At 51.4% G+C, this 26,548-nt stretch carries 34 protein-coding genes and 2 pseudogenes; all 36 read left to right on the forward strand.

Annotated features, from left to right (window positions below; all coding sequences use genetic code 11):
* The first annotated feature begins 77 nt into the window (after positions 1-77).
* The 36 genes and pseudogenes from FRY98_RS24365 to FRY98_RS24530 all read left to right on the forward strand — a co-directional run bounded on the left by FRY98_RS24365 (position 78) and on the right by FRY98_RS24530 (position 26,539).
* Positions 78-530 (forward strand): MarR family winged helix-turn-helix transcriptional regulator, encoded by a 453-nt coding sequence (locus FRY98_RS24365; protein WP_148457024.1) that lies wholly within the window; start codon positions 78-80, stop codon positions 528-530.
* A gap of 92 nt (positions 531-622) precedes the next feature.
* Positions 623-1,072 carry a DUF1801 domain-containing protein gene (locus FRY98_RS24370; protein ID WP_148457026.1) on the forward strand — a complete coding sequence of 150 codons (450 nt, stop codon included), beginning with the start codon at positions 623-625 and terminating at the stop codon, positions 1,070-1,072.
* Between the two features lie 25 nt (positions 1,073-1,097).
* Positions 1,098-2,587 (forward strand): annotated as a pseudogene (glpK, locus tag FRY98_RS24375) (glycerol kinase GlpK).
* 117 nt (positions 2,588-2,704) lie between these two features.
* Positions 2,705-2,854 (forward strand): annotated as a pseudogene (locus FRY98_RS24380) (LuxR C-terminal-related transcriptional regulator); the annotation flags it as partial.
* Between the two features lie 74 nt (positions 2,855-2,928).
* On the forward strand, positions 2,929-3,276 hold the full coding sequence (locus tag FRY98_RS24385; protein ID WP_148457028.1) for a hypothetical protein: 348 nt from the start codon (positions 2,929-2,931) through the stop codon (positions 3,274-3,276).
* Between the two features lie 88 nt (positions 3,277-3,364).
* On the forward strand, positions 3,365-3,841 hold the full coding sequence (locus tag FRY98_RS24390; RefSeq protein ID WP_148457030.1) for a hypothetical protein: 477 nt from the start codon (positions 3,365-3,367) through the stop codon (positions 3,839-3,841).
* Between the two features lie 377 nt (positions 3,842-4,218).
* Positions 4,219-4,686: a hypothetical protein gene (locus FRY98_RS24395; protein WP_148457032.1), complete on the forward strand. Its 468-nt coding sequence runs from the start codon at positions 4,219-4,221 to the stop codon at positions 4,684-4,686.
* A gap of 121 nt (positions 4,687-4,807) precedes the next feature.
* Positions 4,808-5,230, forward strand: a complete 423-nt coding sequence (locus tag FRY98_RS24400) for a hypothetical protein (protein ID WP_148457034.1) — start codon at positions 4,808-4,810, stop codon at positions 5,228-5,230.
* Positions 5,231-5,580: 350 nt separating this feature from the next.
* Positions 5,581-5,805 carry a hypothetical protein gene (locus tag FRY98_RS24405; RefSeq protein ID WP_148457036.1) on the forward strand — a complete coding sequence of 75 codons (225 nt, stop codon included), beginning with the start codon at positions 5,581-5,583 and terminating at the stop codon, positions 5,803-5,805.
* Positions 5,806-5,838: 33 nt separating this feature from the next.
* A complete protein-coding gene (locus tag FRY98_RS24410; RefSeq protein ID WP_148457038.1) occupies positions 5,839-6,531 on the forward strand; it encodes a helix-turn-helix domain-containing protein in 693 nt (230 codons plus the stop codon).
* On the forward strand, positions 6,518-6,673 hold the full coding sequence (locus tag FRY98_RS28545) for a hypothetical protein (RefSeq protein WP_170287166.1): 156 nt from the start codon (positions 6,518-6,520) through the stop codon (positions 6,671-6,673). The genes FRY98_RS24410 and FRY98_RS28545 overlap by 14 nt, the downstream gene beginning before the upstream one ends.
* Before the next feature lie 64 nt (positions 6,674-6,737).
* On the forward strand, positions 6,738-7,526 hold the full coding sequence (locus tag FRY98_RS24415) for a collagen-like triple helix repeat-containing protein (protein WP_148457040.1): 789 nt from the start codon (positions 6,738-6,740) through the stop codon (positions 7,524-7,526).
* Positions 7,527-7,540: 14 nt separating this feature from the next.
* The gene (locus FRY98_RS28550) at positions 7,541-7,702 is read left to right on the forward strand and encodes a hypothetical protein (RefSeq protein WP_170287167.1); all 162 of its coding nucleotides are present in this window, start codon (positions 7,541-7,543) and stop codon (positions 7,700-7,702) included.
* A gap of 512 nt (positions 7,703-8,214) precedes the next feature.
* On the forward strand, positions 8,215-8,742 hold the full coding sequence (locus FRY98_RS24420; protein ID WP_211373356.1) for a hypothetical protein: 528 nt from the start codon (positions 8,215-8,217) through the stop codon (positions 8,740-8,742).
* On the forward strand, positions 8,720-10,591 hold the full coding sequence (locus FRY98_RS24425; protein ID WP_148457042.1) for a phage terminase large subunit family protein: 1,872 nt from the start codon (positions 8,720-8,722) through the stop codon (positions 10,589-10,591). Before FRY98_RS24420 ends, FRY98_RS24425 begins: the two co-directional genes overlap by 23 nt.
* Before the next feature lie 28 nt (positions 10,592-10,619).
* Positions 10,620-10,850 carry a hypothetical protein gene (locus FRY98_RS24430; protein WP_148457044.1) on the forward strand — a complete coding sequence of 77 codons (231 nt, stop codon included), beginning with the start codon at positions 10,620-10,622 and terminating at the stop codon, positions 10,848-10,850.
* Positions 10,847-12,532, forward strand: a complete 1,686-nt coding sequence (locus FRY98_RS24435; protein WP_148457046.1) for a phage portal protein — start codon at positions 10,847-10,849, stop codon at positions 12,530-12,532. Before FRY98_RS24430 ends, FRY98_RS24435 begins: the two co-directional genes overlap by 4 nt.
* Positions 12,532-13,620: a head maturation protease, ClpP-related gene (locus tag FRY98_RS24440; protein ID WP_148457048.1), complete on the forward strand. Its 1,089-nt coding sequence runs from the start codon at positions 12,532-12,534 to the stop codon at positions 13,618-13,620. Before FRY98_RS24435 ends, FRY98_RS24440 begins: the two co-directional genes overlap by 1 nt.
* Complete coding sequence (locus tag FRY98_RS24445; RefSeq protein ID WP_148457050.1) at positions 13,620-14,012, forward strand: head decoration protein; 393 nt, start codon at positions 13,620-13,622, stop codon at positions 14,010-14,012. Before FRY98_RS24440 ends, FRY98_RS24445 begins: the two co-directional genes overlap by 1 nt.
* A gap of 15 nt (positions 14,013-14,027) precedes the next feature.
* On the forward strand, positions 14,028-15,071 hold the full coding sequence (locus FRY98_RS24450) for a major capsid protein (protein WP_148457052.1): 1,044 nt from the start codon (positions 14,028-14,030) through the stop codon (positions 15,069-15,071).
* Positions 15,072-15,085: 14 nt separating this feature from the next.
* Positions 15,086-15,277, forward strand: coding sequence for a hypothetical protein (locus tag FRY98_RS24455; RefSeq protein WP_148457054.1), 192 nt, complete (start codon positions 15,086-15,088; stop codon positions 15,275-15,277).
* A gap of 13 nt (positions 15,278-15,290) precedes the next feature.
* Entirely contained in the window at positions 15,291-15,635 is a 345-nt protein-coding gene (locus tag FRY98_RS24460; protein ID WP_148457056.1) for a hypothetical protein, read from the forward strand.
* A gap of 2 nt (positions 15,636-15,637) precedes the next feature.
* Positions 15,638-16,204, forward strand: a complete 567-nt coding sequence (locus tag FRY98_RS24465) for a phage tail protein (protein ID WP_148457058.1) — start codon at positions 15,638-15,640, stop codon at positions 16,202-16,204.
* Positions 16,201-16,719 carry a hypothetical protein gene (locus tag FRY98_RS24470; RefSeq protein WP_148457060.1) on the forward strand — a complete coding sequence of 173 codons (519 nt, stop codon included), beginning with the start codon at positions 16,201-16,203 and terminating at the stop codon, positions 16,717-16,719. The genes FRY98_RS24465 and FRY98_RS24470 overlap by 4 nt, the downstream gene beginning before the upstream one ends.
* On the forward strand, positions 16,709-17,053 hold the full coding sequence (locus tag FRY98_RS24475; RefSeq protein ID WP_148457062.1) for a hypothetical protein: 345 nt from the start codon (positions 16,709-16,711) through the stop codon (positions 17,051-17,053). The genes FRY98_RS24470 and FRY98_RS24475 overlap by 11 nt, the downstream gene beginning before the upstream one ends.
* 3 nt (positions 17,054-17,056) lie before the next feature.
* Positions 17,057-18,493 (forward strand): phage tail sheath family protein, encoded by a 1,437-nt coding sequence (locus FRY98_RS24480; protein WP_148457064.1) that lies wholly within the window; start codon positions 17,057-17,059, stop codon positions 18,491-18,493.
* Between the two features lie 21 nt (positions 18,494-18,514).
* The gene (locus tag FRY98_RS24485) at positions 18,515-19,033 is read left to right on the forward strand and encodes a phage major tail tube protein (protein WP_148457066.1); all 519 of its coding nucleotides are present in this window, start codon (positions 18,515-18,517) and stop codon (positions 19,031-19,033) included.
* Positions 19,034-19,052: 19 nt separating this feature from the next.
* Positions 19,053-19,403, forward strand: a complete 351-nt coding sequence (locus tag FRY98_RS24490; RefSeq protein WP_148457068.1) for a phage tail assembly protein — start codon at positions 19,053-19,055, stop codon at positions 19,401-19,403.
* A 166-nt stretch (positions 19,404-19,569) separates the two neighbouring features.
* Entirely contained in the window at positions 19,570-22,476 is a 2,907-nt protein-coding gene (locus FRY98_RS24495; RefSeq protein ID WP_148457070.1) for a phage tail tape measure protein, read from the forward strand.
* Entirely contained in the window at positions 22,473-22,676 is a 204-nt protein-coding gene (locus FRY98_RS24500) for a tail protein X (RefSeq protein ID WP_148457072.1), read from the forward strand. The genes FRY98_RS24495 and FRY98_RS24500 overlap by 4 nt, the downstream gene beginning before the upstream one ends.
* A 2-nt stretch (positions 22,677-22,678) precedes the next feature.
* Positions 22,679-23,710, forward strand: coding sequence for a phage late control D family protein (locus FRY98_RS24505; protein WP_148457074.1), 1,032 nt, complete (start codon positions 22,679-22,681; stop codon positions 23,708-23,710).
* A gap of 2 nt (positions 23,711-23,712) precedes the next feature.
* On the forward strand, positions 23,713-24,126 hold the full coding sequence (locus tag FRY98_RS24510; protein ID WP_148457076.1) for a phage baseplate assembly protein V: 414 nt from the start codon (positions 23,713-23,715) through the stop codon (positions 24,124-24,126).
* Positions 24,123-24,518 (forward strand): phage tail protein, encoded by a 396-nt coding sequence (locus tag FRY98_RS24515; protein WP_148457078.1) that lies wholly within the window; start codon positions 24,123-24,125, stop codon positions 24,516-24,518. The genes FRY98_RS24510 and FRY98_RS24515 overlap by 4 nt, the downstream gene beginning before the upstream one ends.
* Positions 24,515-24,859, forward strand: coding sequence for a GPW/gp25 family protein (locus FRY98_RS24520; RefSeq protein WP_148457080.1), 345 nt, complete (start codon positions 24,515-24,517; stop codon positions 24,857-24,859). Before FRY98_RS24515 ends, FRY98_RS24520 begins: the two co-directional genes overlap by 4 nt.
* Positions 24,856-25,989, forward strand: a complete 1,134-nt coding sequence (locus FRY98_RS24525; RefSeq protein WP_148457083.1) for a baseplate assembly protein — start codon at positions 24,856-24,858, stop codon at positions 25,987-25,989. The genes FRY98_RS24520 and FRY98_RS24525 overlap by 4 nt, the downstream gene beginning before the upstream one ends.
* On the forward strand, positions 25,982-26,539 hold the full coding sequence (locus tag FRY98_RS24530; protein WP_148457085.1) for a phage tail protein I: 558 nt from the start codon (positions 25,982-25,984) through the stop codon (positions 26,537-26,539). The genes FRY98_RS24525 and FRY98_RS24530 overlap by 8 nt, the downstream gene beginning before the upstream one ends.
* Positions 26,540-26,548 lie beyond the last annotated feature (9 nt).

Here is a 26,548-nt window from a genome sequence, read left to right on the forward strand (position 1 = left end):
ATAGATTTTCTTGTCATTTCATCGGGTGCATACTACACTGATTGTAAGCATGAATGACCGAAGAGGTGAAAGGGATAGTGGATTCTAATCTTGATGAATATATCGAGCGGCTCTTGTCCGCCTGGTCCAAAACGGTACGCAAAATGCAGAGCGAGATCATGCATCACCGTGAACTGGGTCTGACCGGGCCCCAATTTCATATGCTGGCGCTAATCGCCAAGAACAAAAACTGCAATGTCAGTTATTTGTCGGACAAACTGGAGGTCAAGCCCAGCGCGATTACAGTGATGGCGGACCGTCTCGTTCAAAGCGGGTACGTGGAGCGCAGGCATGATGACCAAGACCGGCGCGCGGTGCTGCTGTCGGTGACCGAACTCGGTGACCAGGTGTACGAGGAAGCGCGAAAACGGTCGCGGAACGTGCTCAAATCGTATCTTTCGGGCCTGGAGCCCCATGAGCTTGAAGTGCTGATCGGCGTGATCGAGAAGCTCGGAAAAGACGAGCCCACGGATGACGGCGAAGAGGCCTAAACCACAAACGGAATGGAGCGGCTTGCTGGCTACCGGCAAGCTTTTTTCATGCCGTCGCTCGGACATGTTATTTTCCAGAGGGGGCCATGGCGATGTATAAACCAAAGACGAAGGAAACCGATAGGGATGTGCTCGAGTTTATTGAAAGCGTGGAGCATCCGGGGAAACGCCGGGACGCCCTGCAGCTGTTGACTATTTTTAAGGAGACGACCGGATATTCAGCCAAAATGTGGGGACCGTCCATCATCGGATTCGGCAGCTACCATTACAAATACGCATCGGGACACGAAGGCGCCGCGCCGCTCGTCGGCTTCTCGCCCAGGAAGTCCAAGATCAGTCTGTATTTTGCCACCGGGGATCCGGAACGTGAAGAGCTCTTGCAGCAATTCGGCAAGCATACCGCGGGAAAGGGATGCGTTTATATTAATAAAATAGAGGATATACGTATAGAAATTCTGGAGGCTTTAATTCGCCAATCGGTTGATTTTCTGCGGAAGACATACTCTCAGGAGCCAACGGAGAAAAGGGAAAGCGCGAATTGATTTCGTCAGGTGGAGGAGATGCGACATGGAAACGTATATTATGGCCCTGGATCAAGGGACCACCAGCTCTCGGGCGATTTTGTTCAATCGGAGGGGGGAGATCGTCCATTCCGCGCAGCGCGAATTTCCGCAGTATTTTCCGAAACCGGGTTGGGTGGAGCAGCAGCCGAATGAAATTTGGGGTTCCATTCTGGCCGTCATCGCCTCCTGCTTGTCCGAATCCGGCATCAAGCCGCGGCAAATCGCCGGCATCGGCATCACCAACCAGCGCGAGACGACGGTGGTGTGGGAGAAAGAGAGCGGAAATCCCGTTTATCCGGCGATCGTATGGCAGTCCCGTCAAACGGCGGATATTTGCGAAGCGTTGAAGAACGAGGGGTGGAACGAGGTGTTCCGCTCCAAAACCGGGCTGCTGATCGATCCGTATTTTTCGGGAACGAAGGTGAAATGGATTCTCGACCATGTGCCGGGATCCCGGGAACGCGCGGAGCGGGGGGAGCTGCTCTTCGGCACGATCGACACGTGGCTGATCTGGAAATTGTCGGGCGGCCAGCTTCATGTCACCGATTATTCGAATGCCTCGCGCACCCTTATGTTTAATATTCATAAGCTGGAATGGGACGAAGAACTTCTGAAGCTGCTCGACGTTCCGAAGGCGATGCTGCCGGAGGTCCGCTCGTCGTCGGAAATTTACGGAACGACCGCGCCTTATCATTTCTTCGGCGAACAGGTGCCGATCGCCGGGGCCGCGGGAGACCAGCAGGCCGCGCTGTTCGGCCAGACCTGCTTGAGCAGGGCATGCTGAAGACGACCTACGGCACCGGCTGCTTCATGTTGATGAACACGGGCGGGCACCCCGTCTCTTCGGAACACGGCTTAATCACCTCCATCGCCTGGGGCATCGGTGGAGAGGTGGAGTACGCTTTGGAGGGCAGCATTTTCGTGTCCGGCTCGGCGATCCAATGGCTGCGGGACGGGCTGCGCATGTTCCGCGATGCGAAGGACAGCGAAGCATATGCCGCCCGCGTGGAGTCCACCGAGGGGGTATACGTGGTGCCCGCCTTCGTCGGCCTCGGCAGCCCGTACTGGGACAGTGATGTCCGAGGAGCCGTGTTCGGCCTTACCCGGGGCACGACCAAGGAGCATTTTATCCGGGCGACCCTGGAATCGCTGGCTTACCAAACCAAGGATATCCTCAGCGCCATGGAGCGGGACTCGGGCTTTGCGGTCACCAAGATGAGGGTCGACGGCGGCGCCGTTTCCAACGGCTTTCTGATGACCTTCCAGAGCGATATTCTGAACGTGCCGGTGGAGCGGCCCGTCGTCCGGGAAACGACCGCCCTGGGAGCCGCTTTCCTGGCCGGACTGGCGGTAGGCTATTGGGACGACCGCGATGAAATCTGCGGTATCTGGAAGTTGGACCGGCGCTTTGAACCCGCCATGGCGGCGGAAGTGCGGGAGTCGCTGTACGGCGGCTGGAAGAAAGCCGTCCATGCCGCGATGGCTTTTAAATAGATCCGCCCATTTTATCCGGTGACGGCACCGTTGCCGCTGCTTCTTCATAAGATGTTTTGACTGTATCCCTTAACCTTGTTAAAACCATAAAACCCGAGCAAGGAGGGGTGACGCATTTTGAAGAGCAGCGATCGCAACAGCAATCTGTTAACACATCGTGAACGGGAAGTTTTCGAACTCCTCGTGCAGGATAAAACGACGCGCGACATTGCGGGCCAACTGTTTATCAGCGAGAAAACCGTCCGAAATCATATTTCTAATGTAATATAATTTGAAGCACACAACATTGTGATGCTTCTTTTTTTGTACATATACATTTATCGAATGGAGGAAAACTGAGAATGGGGATGGTTACAATGAAAGAGGAAATGAATGCCGGTGATCTGAGGGTACAGATTGACTATGAAGCGATTGAAAAGAAGAGCAGTAAGGAATTTGTGGGTAGGTTAAAGAAAATGTTCGGTCCATATGGGAGTTGGGAGTGTACCTTCTTCCTTGAGGAAGACACCCCAAGTCATTACTGTCTTTATTTAGCCAATGGTTTTTATTTGGAGATGCATGATAAAACGGCTCATGACGAGGTCATCTACGCACAGTATTCCAAAAAAGACGGCGTAATCAGTATAAACAGCATGAACACTATTTTTCTGAAACGTTTTGCTCCGATCGGAGTATCAGTGAACGAATGAATTAGTAGTTCCTGTATTACTGGAGTGGTATCTTATCTCCGTGATAAAGAAATGGTATACTCAAGAAAATGAAAACGGAGGCTGTTTTGTGGATAAACACGATTATGTAAGGTCTGATGAGCCTGTTCCACAAACGTTGCAGGAGCAAAAAGAAAAATTTAAGAATATGGCCGAGAAAAGCGGTGCTGAAGTTATTGAGGACAATCCCCTACATGAAAAGGTCACGGAGTTTAAGAAGGCGTTCGAAGATTATAAGCCCAATGGAAGGATTCTTAAGGAGACGCAAGAAATGATAGCTCAGGAAAAAGTCCTTCAAGCCCAGGAACGAAAAACGCTTATAGAACGCGAAGAAATTCAAATAGATTTTACCAGGATTTACAGGGAAAAAGGGTTCAAATACAAGTATGTTTATACGGTAGGCAATCTGGACAAACCAGAAACCGTAGAGATTGTTGACTGCTGGGAACGTGAAGAATTGACTACCGACGAGCTTGAGCAACAGAAGCGGCATGTAATGAGGGGTACGGGAAAGCCGATCGTGAATATTGATATTGAAGAAATCTAGGCTGGGATCAATCCGGCCTTTTTTTTGTTCTACGTGATTTTTCGATTTCAAAGAAAAAATTAAGAAAAAAATAGGAAAAACCTATGAGTTATTGGACTTTTAATAGCTTATAGTTATAGCATGGAGAATCGAGAGAGGACACCACAGGGGCGTGAACGCCCTGTAACGTCGCCGGCCGAGTCGCTGGCAACCTCACAAAGGTGAAAGCTCCGATCCGATTCTCTGGGAGTGCCCTTCAGTGTTTTGGGTCACGTTTTACGTGGCTTGATGCAATGAGGGGCTGATTTATTTGGCAGCAGCATCCCTTTGCCTTGAAGGTATTCTCATGAAATAGTCGAATTATGGCATTGAGATTATTTTACAGGGTGGGGATTTCTATGGGATTTGACTGGGGCGGTTTTGCTGGTAGTATTGTTGGGGTACTCGGGGCATACGGTATAGCTGTTTGGCAAGTTCGTAAGCAACGAGAGGCGGAGGAGCCTTCAAAGCACAAAAAAATTTACGAACTTTCTATACTAATAAGCGAGCATCTAAACTCTGCCTGGTCCTATTTTGCAACCGAGAATTTCGAATACGGGGAGCTTTTTAGAAAAGTCATAGAATTTAACAATTCTATTATCAAATATCAATCCGAAGCAATCGGCACGGACAAAAGACTGGTTGCGGTGGTCTCAGAGACTATTCAAGGGCTGTCTGACATTAGTAAAAAGTTTTCAGCGAAGCCTCGGAACCATGAGAATTATATGCTTTACGAGGGTGAACTGATTACTTTAGCTGAGGTAATGCGTGGCAAGTGTCTTGAAATTAGGGATGAGATAGTAAAACAGAACAAGCAAGACTTCTAAACAATATGACAAGGTACATAAGGGGTAATTTGGCTACGGAATCTTTTAAAATCACTTTGACTTGGCAAATGCAGGAAGTTGGCTCCTGGTGTCGAACATTATGAGACAGGAGGGTGATAGTGTGGAAAAAGAAACTAAGCTTACATTAGGAAAAATATTGGGGGAAATATACCGAATTCAGAAGCATTCTAAGAGTGTGATTTGTCCCGTGGGAAATGACACTATTTTTGGATTGCTGAATGGATTTGAAGAGACACTTGAGCGGGAAATTGAAAGTTTAGAATTAATTTCCTCTGAAGAGGTAGCTTTTGTGTCAAGGGTACTTAACAAATACTTTACTGACGAACAAAAGCTGAATGACTTTAATGGATACTACGATATAGAAGCTGAATTAGAAGAACGAGGCATCGATCGAATTAAGGCAAAGAGAATTATCACTATGTTTAAAGCAGAGGGACGATTTTTGAAGGTAATTGAAAAGATGGACTCATCCGGTTCACCAGCTGAATGCAGAACATTTGAGATACCTGATTATGAAATGTGATTATGTTTAGCACCCTAACAGGTGCTTTTTCTTTGAAATAGAAAAGCCCCTGCTATTGCAGGAGCTTGAGAATGCCGGAGACTACAACTGCTAAGTTCAGCAGTTTATCCAGGCACTCTGCCGAGATTACTAATTCTAGGCGAATTTTCATCCCGATCCTCCTTCCAGAAAGGGCGGATTCGCCATGGGGCAACCCCTTCCCATTCTTGGGCAAGCCACTCGAACAGGCAATCTGTCAGGAAGACAAAATGATTATATCACAAGTCGCTTAGATAGGCGGCTTATTCTTTTGAAATAAAAGGATAAACCTTCCAAATGTCGAATTGTGATATTGCTGGGAGGTGAGAACTATGAGAATTGAGTTGGAATTTTTAGATATGGATAAAGTAGTGCTCCACAACAACGAAATGGTTTACAAAATTGACGAGAGCATTGCTTATCCTAATGCGGGAGATCGAGTCTATATTGAGGGGATGCTGTATGAAGTGAAAGAACGGGACTTCATATATCTCAGCGGAGCCGCGGGCATCGATTTGAAAATTTCATTTTGGTGCGAGGAGGTTCAAAGAAAATAGTTTATTAAGCACCCTAACCGGTGCTTTTTTATTTTGGAGGGGAGTGAGGTGGCCACACATCGAGTCAACAAATCAGGCAAGGCGGCGCCGCCATTCACCCGGATCCTGAACGATCCGCTCCAGGATGAACGGCTCTCATTCAAGGCCCGCGGGCTGCTCGCCTATATGCTCTCCAAGCCGGACAATTTCCGCTTTTATATCGACGAGCTGGTCAGGCACACGACCGAGGGAAAGGACAGCATCCGCGCCGGCATGAAGGAGCTCGAGCAACTGGGATACATTCATCGATACCCGGTCAAAAATGAGCGGGGAAAGATCATGTCGTGGGAGCTGGATATTTACGAAAGCCCGTCATTACGTCCAGAATCGGGTTTTCCAGTTGTGGAAAATCCAACGCTAATAACGAATGATAATATAATAACGAATGATAAAAGATTAAATAAATACCTCTCTCTTGAAATAGAGGATAATCCCTATATAAAAACCTATCTGAAATACTTCAGCCAGAAGAAGAACAAACAGCATATGAGGGTAACAACAGATCAGTATGGATGGATTATGAATCAGATAGAGCACCTGAAATCCTCCGACATTCCAATAAAGCAATGGGAGGACCAGGTGAGAGATCATTTCGAAAAGCTCCCGGCAAAGAACAACGGGAATATCATAGCGTTCCTGCATGCGTCGCACAGGCGGTTTGATGTGGGGATACATGATCAGTTCTAACGAGGTGAACGCCATGTTCAAACAGTTTATCGACGATATGATACATTTGACGGAAGGGGAAAGGCTCGTCGCATACTGGCCTTTATGGCTCGTCATCGTGCTCATAGGCGTTATTGTCTCGATAATCGACAGAAAGAAGTAACTGAATACGACAAGCCAAGGTCATCAGATACGGGTGGCCTTTTTTAATTGCCAGAGAGGGGGTGATGACCATAGAAGCTGACACATTGATTTATATCGGGCCAACTATTGAAGGCAGCGGGCTATTTGAAAATGAAGTGATGCTCGGGACGATCCCCAGTAGAGTGAAAGGGCTCATGCATATCGAGCAGGTGGAGCGCTTGATCATCCCCATCGATCAGCTGGTGGAGAAGAAGAAGCGGATCCAGACACCAGGCACCTTGGAATATGAGGACTATCAGTATTTGAGCAAACAAACCAAAACAGAGGAGATGAAGAACGTGGAACCAAAATCGTACTTAGGACAATTTCTTTACACGCTTGATAATGAAGGGAATCCGGTTGTTGTATCACCGGCTAATCCACTGCCATTCTCAGGCGTTGGAGGAGAGGGAGGAGGAGGATCAGCCATTGCCTTTTTATCAGGGACAGCTGACCCGGCAGCAGCAACGGGCAAAGACGGGGATGTATACCTCAATACCACATCCGGTGATCTGTTCCAAAAAGCGTCCGGGGCATGGGCTAAGAAAGCAAACCTGAAAGGACCTGCAGGAGCAACCGGACCCAAGGGCGACAAAGGGGATACAGGAGCCACAGGCCCAGCAGGTGCGACAGGTCCGAAAGGAGATACGGGGGCGACAGGAGCAACCGGGGCGAAAGGTGATAAGGGCGACAAGGGTGATCCCGGCGAAACTGCACCGACAGGAACCGCGGCTCAACTGCAGGCCGGCACTGATACGGTAGCACGGACCTGGTCGGCCAAGGCGATCAGTGACGAGATCAAGAGACAGATAGCCGCTATTCCTTCGACATAGAAAGGATGATAGACATGGAAGTGGATGAACAAGAACTGGTGGAGTATATCTTCGGGAAGCTCATTGAGAAGGGGATCGTCGTAAACCGCGAGGACATCCTGACTATCCTCGATCTGGAGATGGAGTACATGGTGAAGGAAGGCATTGCCGTACCGATCGATGAGGAGGGAAAGTGATCATGGCAAAGAAACCAATCGCACGATTATTACAGCGCATAACAGGTGTTCATCGGGTGCATCACATCTGGTATTCATACGGGTGGAAAATACCATTTACGGATGTTGCATACTTCCCATCGAAGGTACACGGGATCAGGCATGGCTTTAAGGCGCTGAATAAACAGCATTATCACAACTGTACATTAACGGGAGTGTGCTGAATTCAACGCGCGTCATCAGACGCACAGAATGGCCCCTATCAGCGTTCGATGGAAAGCCAGTACGAATACGTGACGGTGGTCCGTAAAATCGAATCTAGGGCAAATCTGGCGGTCATGGGTCCTTCTGGGGTCTCGGGATGAGTGCGGGTGCGGACGACCCCGAAATTCCGCTAGAAATTATTTCAAAAATTTAGTTCCGCTTCCGCTTCGAATCGTCTTGATTCGGGGCTTTTAAATTTTTGCTTCGAATTATGCGATTGGGCGGAGATGGGTTTAAATCGATCAAAAAACGGAAGTTGAGGTGAGATAATGGCCAAAAATAAAGCGGAAGAGACAAAACTGCATGATAGAGTCGTCGGAACCGGGGAATTGGCGGCCATTATCGGGAAATCGGATCGATGGGTCCGGCAGCTGACTGGGGAAAAGGTGCTCACGCAGGTGGAACGCGGCAAATATATTCTTGGCGACGCGATCCAAGCTTACATCGAGCACGCCTCTGGTGGTAAGGATGACGATAAGAAGCCGCGGCTCATCGATTATAAGACAGAACACGAAAAGGCGAAGGCCGAAAAGGCCGTGCTTGAACTGGAGCAGATGAAAGGGAATCTTCATGTGGCGGGAGATGTTGAACGCCTGCTTTCGGATCTCATCCTGACAACAAAATCCCGGCTGCTTGGGGTGCCGAGTCGGATCGCAACGGAGTGTGAAAACGAACCTGCCGATGTGGTAGAGGCGGTTGTTCGCCGGGAGATTGAAACCGTGCTGGCAGCTCTGGCGAAGTACACCCCGGATAAGATTGGGGGCGAAATAGATCATGGTAGCACAGAAGACGATTGATCTATTTGTCCGGGCAAACAAGCAGTGGGAACCGAAGAGGCGGCTTTCTGTTTCTGAGTGGGCCGACGTTAACCGGATTCTCACGACGGAAAGCAGCGCGGAGCCGGGGCCGTGGCGGACTGATCGTGCGCCATATCAGCGTGAGATTATGGATTCCATTGAAAAATGGGAAGAGGTCGTAATCATGGCCTCGGCGCAGGTCGGGAAAACGGAATTTCTACTTAATGTTACCGGATCGTATATCGATCAGGAGCCTTGCCCTATCCTGCACGTGCTGCCCAATGACACTTTGATTCAAGCCTATTCGAAAAAGCGGCTCACCCCTATGATCAACAGTAGCGAAGTGTTGAGGTCTAAAATTGGAGTTGCTAAGTCGCGCGGTAGCAGCAATACCATTGATGAAAAATCCTTCCCCGGTGGTTACGTGGCAATTGCAGGGGCCAATGTCCCGGAAGACCTTTCGTCGCGACCGATTCAGATTGTCTTATGCGACGAAGTTGATAGGTTCCCAGTTTCATCCGGGAAAGAAGGTGATCCGATTGCACTTGCAACAGCTCGGACAAAAACCTATCGGCATAAGCGGCGGCATCTGTTCGTATCGACTCCCGTCGATAAAGAGACATCCCGAATCTATCAGCTTTACGAAGATAGCACAATGGAGCAGTGGTGCTTACCATGCCCACATTGTGGCGAACTTCAACCGCTCAAATTTAAGAGGGGGAAGGATTGGGGGATTGTATTCGAGCACTATGTCTCTGAGTCCGGCGAAATCGTAGTGACCAAGGCGGAACACCGCTGCGCATACTGCGGCATGCTTGGCTCAGAAAAGGAATGGAAGCGGGGCGAGGGCCAGTGGATTGCTCAGAAAGAACACTCAACCCGTCGCGGATTCCACATCAACCAGCTTTCCAGCCCGTGGTCAGATTGGCGCGAGGTTGCGAAGGCTTTTTTGGTTGCAAAAAGAGAGGGTGTCGACAAGCTTAAGGTTTTCGTGAACACCGTATTAGGCGAGCCGTGGGAGACAAAGGTCAAGGGCGTCGATGAAAAGACGCTGGCAGCTCGCCGAGAGCGTTATGAATATGAGGTTCCCGAAGGCGTCAAGATTCTCACCGCAGCGATCGATACCCAGGACGACCGATTCGAGGTTGAAGTTATCGGGTGGGGAGCCGGGAAAGAGTCATGGAGGATCGAATACCATCGTATTTACGGCGATTTGGATAGGGAAGAGGTGTGGGAACGGCTCGACGAATACCTTTGCCGATCCTGGACTGGGCCAAACGGAAGGGAATTCCGAATTGTCGGAGCTTTCATGGACTCAGGCGGCCATTACACCAAAGAGGTATATGCGTTCACGAAAGCACGAAATTACCGGAACATCTACGCTATCAAGGGCGTGGGTAAAACAGCGAAAACGGCTCACGATATCCCATTTATCGCAGGCCACAGCAAAACTCAAATCGAGAAAGCTGTATTGATCAAGCTCGGCGTAGATGATGGCAAGGTGAAAGTCTTCGATTCGCTGAAAGTCGATAAGCCCGGTCCCCTCTACTGTCACTTTCCTGGCGAGGATAAGGGTTACACCGAGGAATATTTCCTTGGTCTGACTTCCGAAACGCAGAGGATCGTTACTCAAGAAGGTGTTAAGTACAAGACTTGGGTCAAGATTAGGGACCGCAACGAGCCGTTCGATTTGGCGGTGTACAATAGAGCGGTCCTCGAGATGCTTAGACCGAACCTCTCCTTGCCAGTTGAAAGACAGCCTAATGGGCCAAAGGTTACTCCGGGTGGAATGACTCAGATTCAAAGGGCGAGGAAATCGAAGAAAAAGAACGTCACGAGCAGTATATAGCCCCCTTGAAAGGAGGTGAGAAGGGAAAATGCCGAGGATAACATACGAAGAAGCCAAAGCGAAATACAAAATGTGGAGTGATGCAGAGGATGCGCGTTCAACTGGGGCGGCTTATTCCATTGCGGGCCGATCGTTAACGAGAATCCCCATGGAAGAAATCCAAATGATGAAACGAAAGTATGGCCGAATCATTGATGCGTATGAGAATGGCGGCAAACGTCGTTCCAGAACGTCGGGATTTTACCCTGTTGACCGATGAACATCATTGATAAGGCGCTAAACGTATTCGCTCCAGGAATTGCCGCCAAGCGCGAGCAGGCCAGAACGGAGGTTGTGCGACAACAAGCGGTCCGGAAGGTCGCCAATAGCTTAATTGGAGGATCTGGGAGCAACGGGCGAGGTTATGGTAAGCATGGGGCCAGCACAACCAAGTCATCCATGATGTTCTGGCAGACCCCTGTCGGCGATGCTGACACGGATATCCATCAGAACGTACCAAAACTGCGCGAGAGGGCGCGGGACCTGCATATGGGTTCTGACATCGTCGCCGCAGCTCACAAAGGACTACGGACCAATATTGTCGGAACCGGATTGCGGCTGAATCCAGCCTTTGACGCCTCATATCTTGGTTTAACTAAAGAACAAGCTGAGAAGCTGCGTAGCTCCATTCAACGGGAATGGGCTTTGTGGGCCGAGACGACCAAGTGTGACGCGGCCGGCCTGAACGATTTTTATGAACTGCAAGGGCTAGCCTTTATTTCAACCCTTATGAGCGGCGATGTGTTCGCACTGATGCCAAGCAAGCCGCGTCGTTGGTCAGTGTATGACCTTAAGGTGAATCTGATCGAGGCCGATAGATGCGCAACCCCTCCGGATAAGGTCAACATTGATAGGGAACGTATTCAATCGGGGGTCGAGGTTGATTCAGACGGAATGGTTGTAGCTTACCACTTCAGCAACCGCCACCCCGGCGCAGGTGGGTACAGCTTGAGCGGAGTCAACGAATGGGTACGCGTTGAAAAATACGGCAAGCGCACCGGGCGAGTGAACGTACTCCACTTGTTCGAGGCGGAAAGGCCAGGGCAACGCCGGGGCATCCCGGTCATCGCTCCAATCATCGAATCGCTGAAGCAGCTAAGCCAGTACACGGATGCCGAACTTGCCGCCGCAGTAATCACATCCATGTATACAGTCTTTATCACGACGCCGGCAGATGACGAGGGAGGAAGCCCGTTTGATGGCGTCGGGATGGATGATGAGGATCTGGACGGTGTTGATAGTGTACCGGGTGCTACAGGAGACGAGATTAAGCTTGGACGAGGGGCTATCATGCGGACCGATCCGGGGGAGGATGTCAAATTCGCCGACCCCACAAGGCCGAATCCTAACTATGAGGCATTTGTCCGAGCCATGCTTAAGCAAATGGCCGCGGCCCTCGAGCTTCCATACGAGATCCTGACAAAGCAGTTCACTAGCTCTTATTCAGCTTCCCGCGGCGCCCTGTTGGAAGCCTGGAAAATGTATCGTATGCGCCGCTCTTGGCTCGCAAAAACGTTCTGTCAGCCCATCTATGAAGAGTGGTTTGTGGAGGCAGTAACCAAAGGAAGAATTGACGCACCCGGCATCTTTGATGATCCGGCTATTTTTGCTGCCTACACAAAGGCGGAATGGCATGGACCATCGCAGGGATTGCTTGACCCAACCAAAGAGGTACAAGCAGCCGTCATGCGGATTGACAACAATTTATCCACCGGAACGCGCGAAACAGCCGAGATCAATGGTGGATCGTGGGAAGACAACGTCCAGCAGCGTGCATATGAGCAAAGCCGCCTGAAAAAGTTAGGGCTTGTGCAAGCTGCTCCAGCGCCTGTCACACTGTCCGAACCTTCAAATGAAGGCGACGAAGACAACGACGACGAGGAAGGGGGTGAACAGAACTAATGCCAAAACGAATTAATTTTTACGGTACAGTCGTGCCGAATGACGATGCTTGGTTTTATGAGTGGTTCGAAATGGACTATGTTAGCCCTCGGTTGATAAACGAACAACTTAAGGAAGCCAACGGTGATGATGTGGAATTATACATCAATTCCGGCGGGGGAGAAGTTTGGGCAGGATCGGAGATTTACACGGCTTTGCGTGAATATTCCGGGAACGTAACAGCCAAGGTCGTCGGCGTTGCTGCAAGTGCCGCGTCCGTTGCGATGTGCGGAGCTAAAACGGTCATGGTGTCACCAACAGCCCAGATAATGGTTCATCGATCTTTGACAGTGGCGTCTGGCAATAAAAACGTATTTGATCAGGCTTCACAAATGCTTAATAGCGTAGATGAAGGCATGCTCAACGCTTACGAACACAAGACTGGCAAGGATCGTGCCGAACTGTTGGCTTTAATGGACGGTGAAACATTCTTCAACGCCCAGGAAGCTATTACTCATGGATTCGCTGATGAAATTATGTTTGCCCAAACAGAGAAGGTTGTCGCTTCCGTGTCAGCACCAGTGTTTTCGAACGAGATTATGAACAAAATCAAGTCGAAACTGATCCGTGAAAACATGTTACCCGGTGGTGCACCTGCCGCATCTAGCGGCCCAGAAAATCCAGAACCTAAGGCAAAAAAAGAAAATGAGGAGGACGCAAAACCTATGGATATGAACGAATTGAAGGAGAAATACCCTGATCTGTACGCGCAGATCACAAACGAGGCACAAGCGGCCGAGCGTGCTCGCATTTCTGCTTTACAAGCGTTCGCGACAGCCCCAGGCGCCGCACAATTCATCAACGAGGCTATTACGAACGGTGAAACTGTTCAGGATGTTGCGGTGAAGGTTATGGAGGCTTCGATGAAACGAGCAGGCCAAGAGGCTACAAACCGAAAACTTGATGCAGAGGAAAGCGGCGTTGATGACGTTGAAGCAATCGAGGCAAAAACACCAGACGCAGCCAAAGAAGAGAAGAAAGCCAATGCAGTGGCCAGCATGATTGCTATGGCCCAGAAAATTAAATCTAAGAATGGAGGACGTATGTAATGGCAGAGTATACAAGCCCATCGTTTGACGAGTTGTTTGCAGGGGGAGTACAGCCAGAGAGAATGACGGCGATCATCATCAAGTCAGGATCCGGAGTTGTTACTCGCGGTACTGTTTTAGGTCGCGTGAGCCAACTGCCTGAAAGCGACCTGTATGCAGGTACGCCGATCGTGGCCCCGGTTGATTCCACAAAAACAGACGGTTCCCAGAATCCGTATTGTATCCTGGCTGACTCTGTTATTGATGCTACCACGGGCGATGCCCGAGCTGCAGCTTATCTCGACGGTGAATTTAATCGTGACGCACTCAAATTTGGGGGCACGGATACAGTAGCCCAACATGAGGTCGCAATGCGTAATATCGGCCTGATCACGAAACGAGTAGTTAAATAAGGAGGATAAACAAATATGCCATCTTACCATGAAATTTTAGAGATTCCAACACTGGTGCAGGTCGTTGAAGCATTTCCGGAGGACTCTTACTACCTGACCGACACATATGCAAGTGAGGGCAGGGTCTTCGAAACAGATGAAATCGAAATTCAAACTAAGAAGGGTCACCGCCCGTTGGCGCCGTATGTAAATGAATTGCTTCCCGGCAAGGTTGTTTTGCGTACAGGTTTCACATCCAAAACATATCGGCCGGCGTTGCTGAAACCGATGCGGGTCATTACCCGACACGATTTGAAAGTGAAGCAGATCGGCGAAACGCTGCTCAATCCGAAGAATCCCGAGGAACGATACCAGGAACTGATTGTAGAGGACCTAGCTGATCTGACGGATACTATCGATCGTCGTAAAGTGCAGCAACTCTCTCAAACCATGTTTACTGGTAAAACCGAGCAGATCGGTGAAGGAGTAAGCCAGATTCTTGACTGGGGTTTCACGAATATTGAGGTGCTGTCAGGAACCGACTTTTCGGATGATTCTTTCAACGTTGTAGAGTACCTCACCGAAAAGAAGATGGAAGTAATGCGAAAGAGCGGGAGGACGATGCGTAGAGTGCTGACAACCTATGAAGTCGGTACCAGAATTACGAGCCATCCATCTTTGCTTGCGCTGATCGAGGCTAAGAAAGAAACTCTGGATGTGGGTAACCTCAACCGTGAAATCTTGCCCGAAGGCGTAGTATATCACGGATATCTGCGACAAGCTGACCTTCACATTTGGTCCTATACCAACTCTTATACTGATGAGGAAGGCAAAGAGGTGAGTTACATCCCGGCTGGAACACTTGCTTTGCTGCCTGATGGAAAACCATTTGAGTTCCTTTATGGCGCGAACCTGGTTGCCAACGATGAAGGCGCCTTTGTTTTTGCCCAGGCAAAGATTTTCCCACAAGTACTGAGTGAGAAAGAGCCGCCAAGTCGTAAGTTGCAATTGCTGTCACGTCCTATTTGTGTTCCTGGTAACGTCGATGGCTGGTATGTAGCTAAGGTTCTCAAAAAATAAGGAGGGTTAATATCATGGGATATATCGCAGAATGGAACATCCGTCACAACGGTACGAAAATTGCAATTGGGGAGCCGATTCCTAAGGAAATGAAAAAAGAGGACATCGATTACCTGCTCGCGATTAAGGCGATCAAAGATCCTGAGGCTGAAGCGAAGGCGATCAAAGAAGCTGCTGCAAAGAAAGCGAAGGAAGCAGCCGAATAAGGGGTTGATCGTAGTGAATTTTAAGGAGCAAATGGCGAAGGACGTGCTAAACGTCTTCATTAACCCCGAGGAGTTCGCGGAGCTTCATGAGGTCACAACAGTTACGCCAAACCAGGGCGTAGTAAAGAGACCACTGCCGATGGTTATTGAAAAATTCACTCTTGACGGCAAGCCACTTCAATACGCTGAAGGTGTGTCGGTCTACAATGCAGTTGTCCATATCGCTCCCGAAGTCCTGGCCTACCCTCCACGAGTGGACCAGGCTTTTGTTTTGGACGGGGCTACTTATACGGTCAAGGGTGTTTCCAACGATACCGGCGTGCTTAAAATCGTGTTGCAAGCGAATGGAGCGCGGTAATCATGAGCGACTTTATTGAAATCAAGGACAACCTAAAGCAGGTCAATCGATCGCTGAAGCAAATGGACAAGGCCGTTCGTCAGGCGACCTTGTCCAGCCTTAACCGAGCCACGCAGAGGGCGAAGACGGAAACCGGCCGGAAGGTCCGGGAAAAGTACATCGTCAAGCAAAAAGAGGTCTTGGAGACAATCAAGGTCCAAAAGGCGAAGGCCGGGGGATTGACGGCCACATTGACATCCAAGGGGCACACCATTCCGCTGATCCGCTTCGGCGTCGCTCCGAGGCGTAAGCTCAAAAAGGCACCCAAGGCGCTTAAGGCGGCGGTATACCGGGGCGGAGCAAAGAAGCCCATCCCGGGAGCGTTTATCGCGACGACCGGCAGCCATCTTGGGGTATTTGAGCGGTCCGGGAAGAAGCGGCTGCCGATCCGGGAGCTCCGCGGGCCTGCGGTGCCGTCGATGGCGGCAAATGATGAGGTCCGCGAGCATGTGCAGGGCGTCTTTGGTGAGGAGATGTTGAAGCGGCTGCCGCATGAACTCAATCGGACGTTAGGGAGGCTGAGTACATGACGCCCAGTTTGATGATGGATAAGCTGCAGGAATACCTGCAGGAGATCACCAGCGAGATGTTTCTGGGTCCGCTACGGCTCCGGCCGAACATTTACAAGGTCGATCTGCCCCCGCGTGCAACGCCGGATTATGACCCGTCTCTGCCGGTCGTGGATATCACGGCATCAACGGCGGACACAACCATTAAGGACGAGCGGGACGAGCGATGGCCGTTTATCATCATCGTCTATACCGAGTCGGAGGATAACGATGAGGGCTACAGATCCGCTACGGTTGATTTCCAATTTGGGTGCGAGGGCAGGGGCGCCGACGGCTACATGGATGTGTTGCATCTGATGGAGCATGTCAGGGCCTCTTTTTTGCGAGCTACGTGGAAGGGATGGTCGTTCCGGCTAACCCGGCCGCTCTCAATGGGATTTTACGAGGAACAGGCTGACCCATATTGGATGGGCTACATGTCCACCACATGGGAAGTGCCTGGATTTGAAATGGAGGTCTGGAATCATGGCTACTAGAAAAGACGAAGCGAAAAGTGATGCTCCTGAAACAGGGGCGCAGGAGATTAAGGCGGCGGCTACTCCGGATCTTACGCCGGAAGAACCGGTCGCCCCTGCGGAGCGGGAGCAGTTGATCTATATCGGCCCTTCTCTCCGGGATAATGGGTTGGCCCTTCGGACAAACCAGATTTTTATCGGCGGGCATCCGGGGTTTTACAAGGCACTTTATGACAAATACCCGATGATCCAGCAGTTGTTTGTCCCTGTGGCGGAACTCCGAGACGCGCAAAAACAAATCAATACGACGGGAACGGCGCTTAATATGGCCCTCTTGTCGTTGAAAGGAGTGTAATACATGCCAGAATTTCACGGTGTAAGAGCAACCGAAATTTTTGCCCCAAGGGCAGCGGTGGTGCAAACCAATACGCTGCCTATTTATTTTGGCACCGCGCCGATCAACCAGGTGGCGAACCCGGCGGAAGCGGTGAACAAGGTCATACTGGCAACAAGCTTCGAAGACTTTAAGGCGAAACTAGGCTACTCGGAGGATTGGAAGTCATACACCCTCTGTGAGGCGGCCTATGCCCATTTTGTGGAGTCTGAGCAGGGCCCGGTCGCCTTTGTTAACGTCCTTGACGTAACCGACACCGAGACGACGGCGCCGGCCGATGCTAAATTTACCGACGGCATGTTTACGATCCCGAAAGACGGGGTCTTGAAGGCTTCGGTATCGGTTGGGGATGGAACAACCACCTATCAAGCGGGGAAAGACTACGCCCTTGCGTTTGACGCTGCGGGCAAGCTTGTGATCGCAATCATGAGCGGCGGGACCATTCCGGCCGGAACGACTACCCTCAAGGTAGGATACAAAGCCCTGAAGCCATCCGCGGTTAATGCTGCCCGCATTATCGGTGGGACTGACTCACAAACTGGCGTCCGGACGGGCCTGGAACTGATCGAGGACGTATTCCTTGAGACCTCGTTCGTGCCGAACCTCATCGTCGCCCCAGGCTGGTCGGACAATCCTACGGTGGCGGCCATAATGGTTGCCAAGGCGAAGGATATCAACGGCCTTTTTGAGGCGCATGCGGTCACTGATCTTGACGCTGGCCAGAAGTATGTGGATATTCCGGCATGGAAAGAAGAAAACGGGTATACCAGTCACCTGCAGACTAATACCTACCCGATGGCCACGTATAAGGGCCGCGTTTACCACATGTCTACGCTGGTCACGGCGACCATGGTCGCAACCGATCAGAAAAACGGAGGGATTCCGGTCCAGACCCCGTCCAATCAGCCGATCACAGCCGATGGGTTTGTCTACAAAGACGGTTCGGCCGTTCGACTTCCGTTTGATCAGGCCAACATCCTGAACTCCAATGGTATTGTAACGGGGAGCCGCTGGCAGGACGGCTTTAAAGCCTGGGGCAACCGCACGGGAGCATACCCAGAGTTCACCGACGCTCAGCGAGCGTTTATCCCCGTTCGGCGGATGTTCTCATACATCAAAAATAACCTCGTGCTCCGTCACTGGCAGCAGGTAGACAATCCGCTTGATCGCCGGCTGATTGAGTCAGTCACAGACGGCGCAAACATTTGGATCAACGGCCTAGTCGGTGCAGGTTACCTTCTTGGCGGGCGCGTTGAGTTCTGGGCATCTGACAATCCGCCGGACCAGCTGGAGAATGGGAAAATGAAGTATCGCGTGTTTATTACGCCGCCATCCATGGCCCAAGAGATTGGCTTTACGGTCGAATACGACCCAATTTATTTGGCTGCTCTGGCAGCTTAAGGAAAGGAGTGAACAAACACCATGGCACAAAACATCCCAGTAAAATTGGTCGGCCTCCGGTCGTTTCTCAACGATACAGAGTTTGCAACCGCTGATATCACACTGCCGTCACTCACTCAGATGACTGACACTTTGTCCGGGGCAGGTATTTTAGGTGAGTTGGACCTCCCGTCACCGGGCCATTATTCTTCCCTTGAATTGGGGGTTGCCTGGAAGACCATTAACACTGGCGTTTTTAGCATTGCCGGTGCAGAGGAAGCCTCCATGGAATTCAGGGGGGCTTTTCAAGAATACGAGGTAAACAAAGGACTCGTAACAAAGGCTATCAAGATTGTCATTCGCGGCCATAGCAAGGGAATCGACCTCGGTACACTGGCGCAAAACGCGGCCACTGACACATCAAACACTGTCGAAATCACGTACATCAAGATTTTTATCGAAGGATCGTCTGTGTTTGAACTGGATAAATTCAATTATATTTTCCGGATCAACGGCAAGGATGCCTTGTACGATGTGAGAAAAGCCCTCGGGTACAATTAAAAGAAGGGAGCAATAAATAATGAGCGAACAAAAGGTAAACGTAGATAAGTTGGAGGAAGTAAAACAGGCCGGGACGGTGATTAAGCTGTCCCGGCCTGTTGTTTGGGAGGACGTGGAATATAAGGAATTGACCCTTAGATTCGATGACTTGACAGGCGAAGACGTAATTGATGCAGAGTCTGAATTTATGGATTTTGTGGCAGGCAAGAAGAACGTTTTTGTTGCCCTCAAGGACCAGCACCCGGCCTATTTGGCTGTTTTGGCGGCAAAGGCAGCAGGTGTACACCCGAACATGACCAAACTCCTCTCGGCCAAAGACTTTAAGAAAGTGACAGGTGCAGCGCAACGTTTTTTGACCGATTTGGGTTAAGTGATAACCCTCTTCGAAAGCTGATGAAATGGTCAATAAAGCTATCTCGTATGGGCGGCGATCCGAATAGTTGGATGAGCCGTCCTATTTGGCTTTTGTACGAATGGTTTCTGGCCCGTGGTGAATTACATGAAGAAGAACGTCAAGCGAGAGAAGGGGGTTGACCATGGCAGGAAAAAAGCAGTACGAAATGTCATTTGAATTAAATGGGAAAATCGACCCCCGACTCACGCGGTCGTTCGATAGCCTTTCTCGGGATGTGACCGGGCTTGAAAAGGACCTTGGTCAGCTACGGCGAACCAAGAGCTTGGACAAGATTACTCGGGAAGCGGATCATGCGTCCGGCGCTTTCGGTGAGTTGAGGGAGAACGTCCGGGAATTCGGAGACATCCTGCAGCGCGTCGGGCAATATACTGGAGCCTATGCGATCATCGAAAAGGTGACCGGCTCGATCGGCGAGATGGTAAGCACGATTGGGCAACTTGATGCACAATCGGGGCAGCTCGGCGCAGCCACCGGGGCAACGGCCGAGGAATTACAGGAGCTCCAAGGAATTTCCCAGTCCCTGTATCGTCAAGGTCTCGGCGAGGGCGTGAACGACCTGACGGATGCGCTGGTCGTTGCTCGTAACGTAACCAAACAGCAGGGCGATGAACTCGAGCGTACGGCCAAAAATGCGATTGTATTGCAAGACGTATTTCGATTTGATATTCCTGAATCCCTAAAGGCTTCGGACACCATGATGCGGCAATTCAGCATCACCTCCGAACAGTCGATGAACCTTCTGGCACAGGGGGCGCAGCGGGGGCTGGATAAGTCCGGCGAGCTGCTGGACTCCGCGAACGAGTACGCGCCGCAGTTTGCCGCGCTTGGATACTCCGCAAATGAGATGTTCGACTTCTTCGCGGCCGGTCTTGAGGCCGGTGCGTGGAATCTGGATAAGGTTGGGGATCTGGCGAAAGAGTTCAATATCCGGATCCAGGACGGCAGCGATAAGACAGCGAGCGCCCTTGCGGCCTTGTTTGCTCCCGATGATATCGAGAAATTTACGATGGCTTTGACCAAAGGCGGGACCAAGTCGGCTGAATACCTGGAACTGCTCAAGCACGTCTCCGCTGATACCGCGAAGCAAATGGTCAAGGACCTACAAAAGGGCGGCAAAGGGTCCGAGGATACCTTTAAGGCGCTGTCCGGCATCATGGGCGAAGGTAACAAAATACTCACGGACCTGAGCACTGGCGCTCTCAAGGGTAAAGATGTCATGCAAAAGGTCATCGCCCAGCTCAACAGCATTGACAACAAGGTATATCGCAACGCGCTGGGCGTGGAGCTTTTCGGCACCCAGTGGGAGGACCTGGAGAAGGACGTCGTGGCCGCACTCGGTAATGTTCAGCATCAATTTCACATGACTGAGTCAACCATGGAAGACATGGCGGCGGTCAAATACGACAACCTGGCGCAGGACCTGAAGGTTCTCGGCCGCGAACTGATGGAAGAAGTGGTCATCCCGATCGGCGAGGACCTGATGCCGGTGCTGCGCGATTTAACAGCTTGGGCCTCGGATAACAAAGACCTGATAAAGACCCTTGCTCTCGCCGTTCCGGCGGGCATGCTCGCTAAAAATACCGTCTCTATGGGCAAGGACTTTGCCAAGGTGGGCAAATCTTTGATGGGTACCGTGGATAAGGTGGGGAAATTTGGCGGAGCGATTGGCCTCTTAACCAATCCGATCGGTCTCGCCGTCGGTGCACTCGGTGCCCTTACACTCGGCGTGATCGCCTATAAGCATCATCAGGAAAAGGCAAGGCAAGAACTCATCAACATGGGCGACGCCATCGATAAGGCATTCGACGACTATGCTGCTGTCGAGGGCCAGACCAACAGGACGAAGGAACTCATTAAAGAGTACGACCGTCTGAAAGATAAGATCAACAACGCCAAGACACCTGCCGCAGAGCTGACAGAAGCCCGGCGTAAGATGGCGGATGTTGAACAGGAACTGATTGATCTTAACCCGGATATTCTGCGGGCCGAAGATGCCAAGAGTGAGAGTTTCCGTGAACAGTTGGGTCTTGCTGATGAACTAAATCAAAGTCGTGCTGAGATGGCTCGCCGTGAAGTGGAAATGTCGGTTATGGAAGGCCAAGCAGACCTTCCGGAATTGGTAGAAGAGTATGGCCGACTAAATCAAAAGTTGGCCGATACCGACGAAGCTTACCAAAAAGCTAAAGCTAGTTACGCGCAATACTCTGACTACGTCAATCGCCAGCAAGAAATTGTTAATGACCCTTCCTTGTCAGAAGATCAGGAGAGTACTAAGTTATATGAACTTGCTGCTGAGATAGAAAAAGCTACTGGCAATTATTACGCCGGGAACTGGGCTAATTTAATGAGTGATTTTCATAATTTCAAGGGTGTTATCGACGAGAATTATGAATCATGGAAGAAAACTCAGCAGGAAATCATCGACACGGAACAAAGTTTCCAATCTCTCTATGACAACCAGAAGGCGCTTATCGAAATGGACTTGGGCGGGACAATAGGTGAGCAAGCTTCCAAGTATAAAGAGTTGTCCACCGCCGAAAAGCAGCGATTTGATGCAGCCATGCAGGACATCGCGGAACTCAATCGGGCAATGGACATGATCCCGGATGCTAAAAAGGTGAACATCGAGCTCGTTTGGCAGCAAACTGGAACAATTCCGGATATGTCTACCCCGGCCGGCAAGAAGCTAAAGCAAATCCAGTTACGGGACCCAGGCTTTAATGGTTATGCCGAAGGAGCCCATATTACCTCACCAGAATTGGCATGGGTCGGCGAGGGCGGCGACGATGAGTTTATCATCCCGGTCAACAACTCCAAACGCTCCCACGCTCTATATGCGGCTGCTGGGGAGGCTTTGGGGTACAGCACCGGAGGCGGTAACTTTGCGCCAGTTTACAGTCCAGTGCTGAATTTCTACGCCCCGGTGGATAAGGGGGCGGTTAGTGATGCCCTTAAGGATAACCAAGGTGACTGGGAGCGAAAACTCAAGCAATATCAGCAACAACAGCAGAGGGTGAGCTTTAAATGAAATATACAACCAGTCAAGGGGATACCTTTAGCGGTATCTCCTTTCGTTTATTCGGCGAGGAGCGTTTTTCGATTAATCTCATGAGGGCCAACCCGGAACATATGGGGACGGCCATCTTTGCGGCTGGCGTGATGCTGGCTGTTCCAGAAATCCCTGCGGAACAGGCCGATACATTGCCGCCATGGAAGCGGGAGGAATGATCATGAACGGGATACAAGATGCTCGCCGGGCCGTGCTGGTGCTGTCTTACAACGGCAAGGAGGTTACGAAGGATATCGCCGATTACCTGCTGGATTTTTCGTATAATGACGCGGCCCCGGGGACCATGGATGATCTTCAAATATCCCTATCGGACCGGGAACGGAAATGGCAGGGACCATGGCAGCCGACGGAGGCCGACAAAATCAAGGCTGAGATCCGGACGATCAACTGGAGCAAGCCCGGCGAAATCAAAAGCTTGCCATTAGGATCCTTTGAGGTGGATAGCTTTGAATTTGCAGGACCGCCGGACACCGTCTCGATCAAGGCGATATCACTGCCTGTCGGCTCCAATGCTCGGGCGGAACGGCGGACGCGGGCATGGGAGAAAGTGACTCTCAAAACGATTGCCGCGGATGTCGCCAAAAAAGCCAAGCTGAAGCTGCTTTACGAAGCAAAAGACAATCCCTCATATGATCGGTTGGACCAGACGGAACAGTCTGACCTCGCCTTTTTAAATGATCAGGCCAAGCAGGAAGGGATCGCCGTAAAGATCGCATCAGGCAAGTTGGTCCTTTTTGATGAGGCTGAGTATGAGAAAAAGAAGGCGGCCGTAACGATCGAGCGCGGAAAGGATAACGTCCTCTCTTATCAGTTTAGCTGGGGGACGGCTTACACGGCTTACCGGGCCTGCGAGGTCAGCTACAAGCCTCCAAAGTCCAAAAAGACGATCAAATACACCTACACGCCGCCCAAGGCTCCGAAGACGGGGCCGATCCTAAAAATAAATCAGCAGGTTGACTCCGCGGCGGCTGCGCAGCGCTTGGCCCGAAAGAGCCTCCGTGAGAAAAACAAGGAGGCAGGAAGAGCGTCGCTCACCCTGGTTGGTGATATCCGGATGGCCGCAGGTGTGACGATCGACATCAAAGGCTGGGGGCGGTTTGACGGCAAGTACATCATCGATAGCTGCCGTCATCAGATCGGCGGGGGCGGGTATGTAACTACAATTGAAATCCGAAAGGTCCTGGGGTGGTAGGAATGAGCATTGAACAAAACATGATACGTGCTGGCATCGTATCGAGCGCCAACCCGTCAGCCGGAACTGTTCGGGTTACCTTCCCAGATCGGGATGACCTGGTTTCTGATGATCTCCCCGTTCTGACCCCGGGCGGCTGGGGGAGAGGAAACTCCGTCCCCTTGCCGGGCGAGAGCGTCCTTTGCGCATTTCTCGGGAATGGTCTTCAGGTGGGCATTTGCCTCGGCTCCTACTATACAGACGATGAAAAGCCACCCGGGACGGACGAGCAGCGCGGCGTTTGGTTTGAAGATGGCAGCCAGGTCTATTATGACCGGAGCATCAGAAAGCTCGTTGTAAAGGCTGCGGGGGGCGTCAAAATCGATGGCGATCTGGAGGTTACTGGGTCGATCAAAAGGGCGGGTGAAGTGCTTTGAATAAAATAGGGAGCCTTGGCCCGGTTGTATTCGTGGTGGGGCCGGAGGCGATCCGGACATTTGCTGAGCTCTCTCGGTCCTCTGCCGGGCGGTGGGCAAACCATGAGGTACTTGGCAAAAAGCCCATATCTCAGTTTATCGGACCGGGTCTTGATACGGTCTCGTTTACAATGCGTTTTGATGTGCGGTACCGTATCAATCCCCGAAAAGAGCTCAGCAAACTTGTTGAACTTGAGCGGGCCGGGAAGGCAATGCCGTTGATAGTCGGCGGCCAGGGGCTTGGGGTAAACAAGTGGAAAATAACATCACTTGAGCAGTCTTGGGAGGAGATTGACGGCAAGGGCAACCTGCTGAAGGCTACCGCAACCATCACATTGGAGGAATACCTATGATTTACACAGTGGATATGAGCGGGGAAGGGGCGTGGGTGAACTTTTCTCCGGCTTCGACGGCCGAAGAGGTTGGACAAAATATCCGAACGATCATCGGCACGAGTCTCGGATCCGCACCAGGCTCCCGGGAGATAGGCACGGATTATACCGGGTTGGTGGATGAGCCCATCCCTATCCTGCGGGCACGGCTTAGCGGCATCATAACGGCCGCAATCATGGAGCAAGAGCCCCGGGCCAGGATCGTCAGCATAGATTTTCAGGAGACCGAGGAGGAATCCGCTCTCTATGGCCGGCTGCTCCCCGTGATTAAATACACCTTGGCGGAGGAGGCGACGACTTGAGCAGCAGTTTTGACACGTTAAAGGATATCGATTTTGTGGATGTTGACCCGACTGAAATCCAAAACAGCATTATTACCACGTTTGAGGCTATCGACGGCACCCGGTTATATCCGGCGGACCCGAGACGCCTCTTTTTATTGGCTCTGGCTCAAATCATCATCCAGCAGCAAGCGCTCCTTAACCACAACAAAAAAAACGATCTGCTCAAATACGCAAGCGGGCCGATGCTGGATCATATCGCGGTCTTGTACGATGTGACCCGGTTACCAGCTGAGCCAGCAATCACCACGCTCCAGTTTAACCTGTCGATCCCACTCACATCGGCGACGATTATCCCGGCGGGGACCCGGGTCGGCCCGGCGAGCGGCGCCGGAACCATCCTCTTTATGACGGATAAGGTGCTGGAGATACCTGCGGGAGGAGTATCAGGCACCGTCATGGCCTCTTGTACGGTCCCGGGGATTGTGGGCAACGGATTCCTTGCCGGGCAGCTGAACACGCTTGTTGACCCCATTCCATTCATCCAGAGCGTCGCAAATATCACCGAGAGCACGGGCGGGGCCGAGGAGGAGACGGACGACGCTTTCCGCTCGCGTATCCGATCCGCTCCGGAGAGCTTCTCCGTGGCGGGGCCAGAGGGGGCGTATCGGTATTGGGCGATGACGGCGAGCTCGTCGATCATTGATGTGGCAGTCAAGTCGCCGGCGCCTTGTGAGGTCGTCGTGGTACCGCTCCTGCGGGGAGGCGAGCTCCCCACGGAAGACATCCTTAACGACGTTTCGGCTGTACTCAATGACAGGTCAGTCCGGCCGCTTACTGATCAGGTAACCGTCCAGGCCCCTGAAAAGGTCAATTACAACATCGACATCAAGTTTTATGTGGACCGTGCGCGGGCTACGGAGGCGACAAGTGTAGAGGCGGCGGTAAAAGCGGCGGTGGACACATACCGACTATGGCAAAAATCCAAGCTTGGCCGCGACATTAACCCTTCGGAGCTGATCTGGAGGGTAATGTCGGCGGGGGCGCTGCGGGTAGAGGTTACGGCACCGGTATTTACGGAAGTATCCGAACTGCAAGTGGCCCAGGACGCCACCGTCAATGTCGTAAATGGAGGCCTTGCCGATGATTGACCTAAAGAGCCTCAAAATGCTCGATATGCTGCCGGACAGTCTCAAGCAGGACCCAAACATCAGGGCTGCGGCGGAGGCGCTTGACAGCCAATTGCAGGGGCTTACGGAGCAAATCAACAAGCTTCCACGAATCTCCCGATTGGATGAGTTGACCAATGACGAGGCTGATGAGATGGCTTGGCAGTTTCACGTCGATTTTTACGACCCGGATTTACCAATCGAGCAAAAACGGGAACTGGTCAAAAACGCCATACGGTTCCATCGACGAAAGGGGACCCCGGCGGCTGTTGAGGAACTTATCTCGATCCTGTTCGGCACTGGGGCTGTCGAAGAATGGTTCGAATATGGCGGAGAGCCGGGATACTTTCGAGTGCGAACCAGTGATCCGGCCGCCACCAACGAAAAGGCCGAGGAGTTTGTTCGGGCGATTGACTCGGTTAAGCGGCTGTCGGCCTGGCTGGAGACGGTGATCCTGGAGGAGACCATCCCAGCCAATGACCTCTATTTTGGCCAGACGCTGCACATCGGCGATTTTATAACGATAGGGTAGGTGATTTAC

The sequence above is a fragment of the Paenibacillus faecis genome (genome assembly GCF_008084145.1).
Lineage (GTDB): Bacteria > Bacillota > Bacilli > Paenibacillales > Paenibacillaceae > Fontibacillus > Fontibacillus faecis.

Excerpts from the sequence above, each read along its gene's own strand:
- FRY98_RS24510 (WP_148457076.1), top strand. The coding sequence starts at position 23,713 with ATGAGCATTGAACAAAACATGATACGTGCTGGCATCGTATCGAGCGCC.
- FRY98_RS24490 (WP_148457068.1), top strand. The coding sequence starts at position 19,053 with ATGAGCGAACAAAAGGTAAACGTAGATAAGTTGGAGGAAGTAAAACAG.
- FRY98_RS28550 (WP_170287167.1), top strand. The coding sequence starts at position 7,541 with ATGGAAGTGGATGAACAAGAACTGGTGGAGTATATCTTCGGGAAGCTC.
- FRY98_RS28545 (WP_170287166.1), top strand. The coding sequence starts at position 6,518 with ATGATCAGTTCTAACGAGGTGAACGCCATGTTCAAACAGTTTATCGAC.
- FRY98_RS24415 (WP_148457040.1), top strand. The coding sequence starts at position 6,738 with ATGACCATAGAAGCTGACACATTGATTTATATCGGGCCAACTATTGAA.
- FRY98_RS24505 (WP_148457074.1), top strand. The coding sequence starts at position 22,679 with ATGAACGGGATACAAGATGCTCGCCGGGCCGTGCTGGTGCTGTCTTAC.
- FRY98_RS24405 (WP_148457036.1), top strand. The coding sequence starts at position 5,581 with ATGAGAATTGAGTTGGAATTTTTAGATATGGATAAAGTAGTGCTCCAC.
- FRY98_RS24450 (WP_148457052.1), top strand. The coding sequence starts at position 14,028 with ATGCCATCTTACCATGAAATTTTAGAGATTCCAACACTGGTGCAGGTC.
- FRY98_RS24475 (WP_148457062.1), top strand. The coding sequence starts at position 16,709 with ATGGCTACTAGAAAAGACGAAGCGAAAAGTGATGCTCCTGAAACAGGG.
- FRY98_RS24440 (WP_148457048.1), top strand. The coding sequence starts at position 12,532 with ATGCCAAAACGAATTAATTTTTACGGTACAGTCGTGCCGAATGACGAT.
- FRY98_RS24445 (WP_148457050.1), top strand. The coding sequence starts at position 13,620 with ATGGCAGAGTATACAAGCCCATCGTTTGACGAGTTGTTTGCAGGGGGA.
- FRY98_RS24425 (WP_148457042.1), top strand. The coding sequence starts at position 8,720 with ATGGTAGCACAGAAGACGATTGATCTATTTGTCCGGGCAAACAAGCAG.
- FRY98_RS24500 (WP_148457072.1), top strand. The coding sequence starts at position 22,473 with ATGAAATATACAACCAGTCAAGGGGATACCTTTAGCGGTATCTCCTTT.
- FRY98_RS24470 (WP_148457060.1), top strand. The coding sequence starts at position 16,201 with ATGACGCCCAGTTTGATGATGGATAAGCTGCAGGAATACCTGCAGGAG.
- FRY98_RS24395 (WP_148457032.1), top strand. The coding sequence starts at position 4,219 with ATGGGATTTGACTGGGGCGGTTTTGCTGGTAGTATTGTTGGGGTACTC.
- FRY98_RS24530 (WP_148457085.1), top strand. The coding sequence starts at position 25,982 with ATGATTGACCTAAAGAGCCTCAAAATGCTCGATATGCTGCCGGACAGT.
- FRY98_RS24480 (WP_148457064.1), top strand. The coding sequence starts at position 17,057 with ATGCCAGAATTTCACGGTGTAAGAGCAACCGAAATTTTTGCCCCAAGG.
- FRY98_RS24485 (WP_148457066.1), top strand. The coding sequence starts at position 18,515 with ATGGCACAAAACATCCCAGTAAAATTGGTCGGCCTCCGGTCGTTTCTC.
- FRY98_RS24435 (WP_148457046.1), top strand. The coding sequence starts at position 10,847 with ATGAACATCATTGATAAGGCGCTAAACGTATTCGCTCCAGGAATTGCC.
- FRY98_RS24430 (WP_148457044.1), top strand. The coding sequence starts at position 10,620 with ATGCCGAGGATAACATACGAAGAAGCCAAAGCGAAATACAAAATGTGG.
- FRY98_RS24420 (WP_211373356.1), top strand. The coding sequence starts at position 8,215 with ATGGCCAAAAATAAAGCGGAAGAGACAAAACTGCATGATAGAGTCGTC.
- FRY98_RS24495 (WP_148457070.1), top strand. The coding sequence starts at position 19,570 with ATGGCAGGAAAAAAGCAGTACGAAATGTCATTTGAATTAAATGGGAAA.
- FRY98_RS24465 (WP_148457058.1), top strand. The coding sequence starts at position 15,638 with ATGAGCGACTTTATTGAAATCAAGGACAACCTAAAGCAGGTCAATCGA.
- FRY98_RS24520 (WP_148457080.1), top strand. The coding sequence starts at position 24,515 with ATGATTTACACAGTGGATATGAGCGGGGAAGGGGCGTGGGTGAACTTT.
- FRY98_RS24455 (WP_148457054.1), top strand. The coding sequence starts at position 15,086 with ATGGGATATATCGCAGAATGGAACATCCGTCACAACGGTACGAAAATT.
- FRY98_RS24385 (WP_148457028.1), top strand. The coding sequence starts at position 2,929 with ATGGGGATGGTTACAATGAAAGAGGAAATGAATGCCGGTGATCTGAGG.
- FRY98_RS24370 (WP_148457026.1), top strand. The coding sequence starts at position 623 with ATGTATAAACCAAAGACGAAGGAAACCGATAGGGATGTGCTCGAGTTT.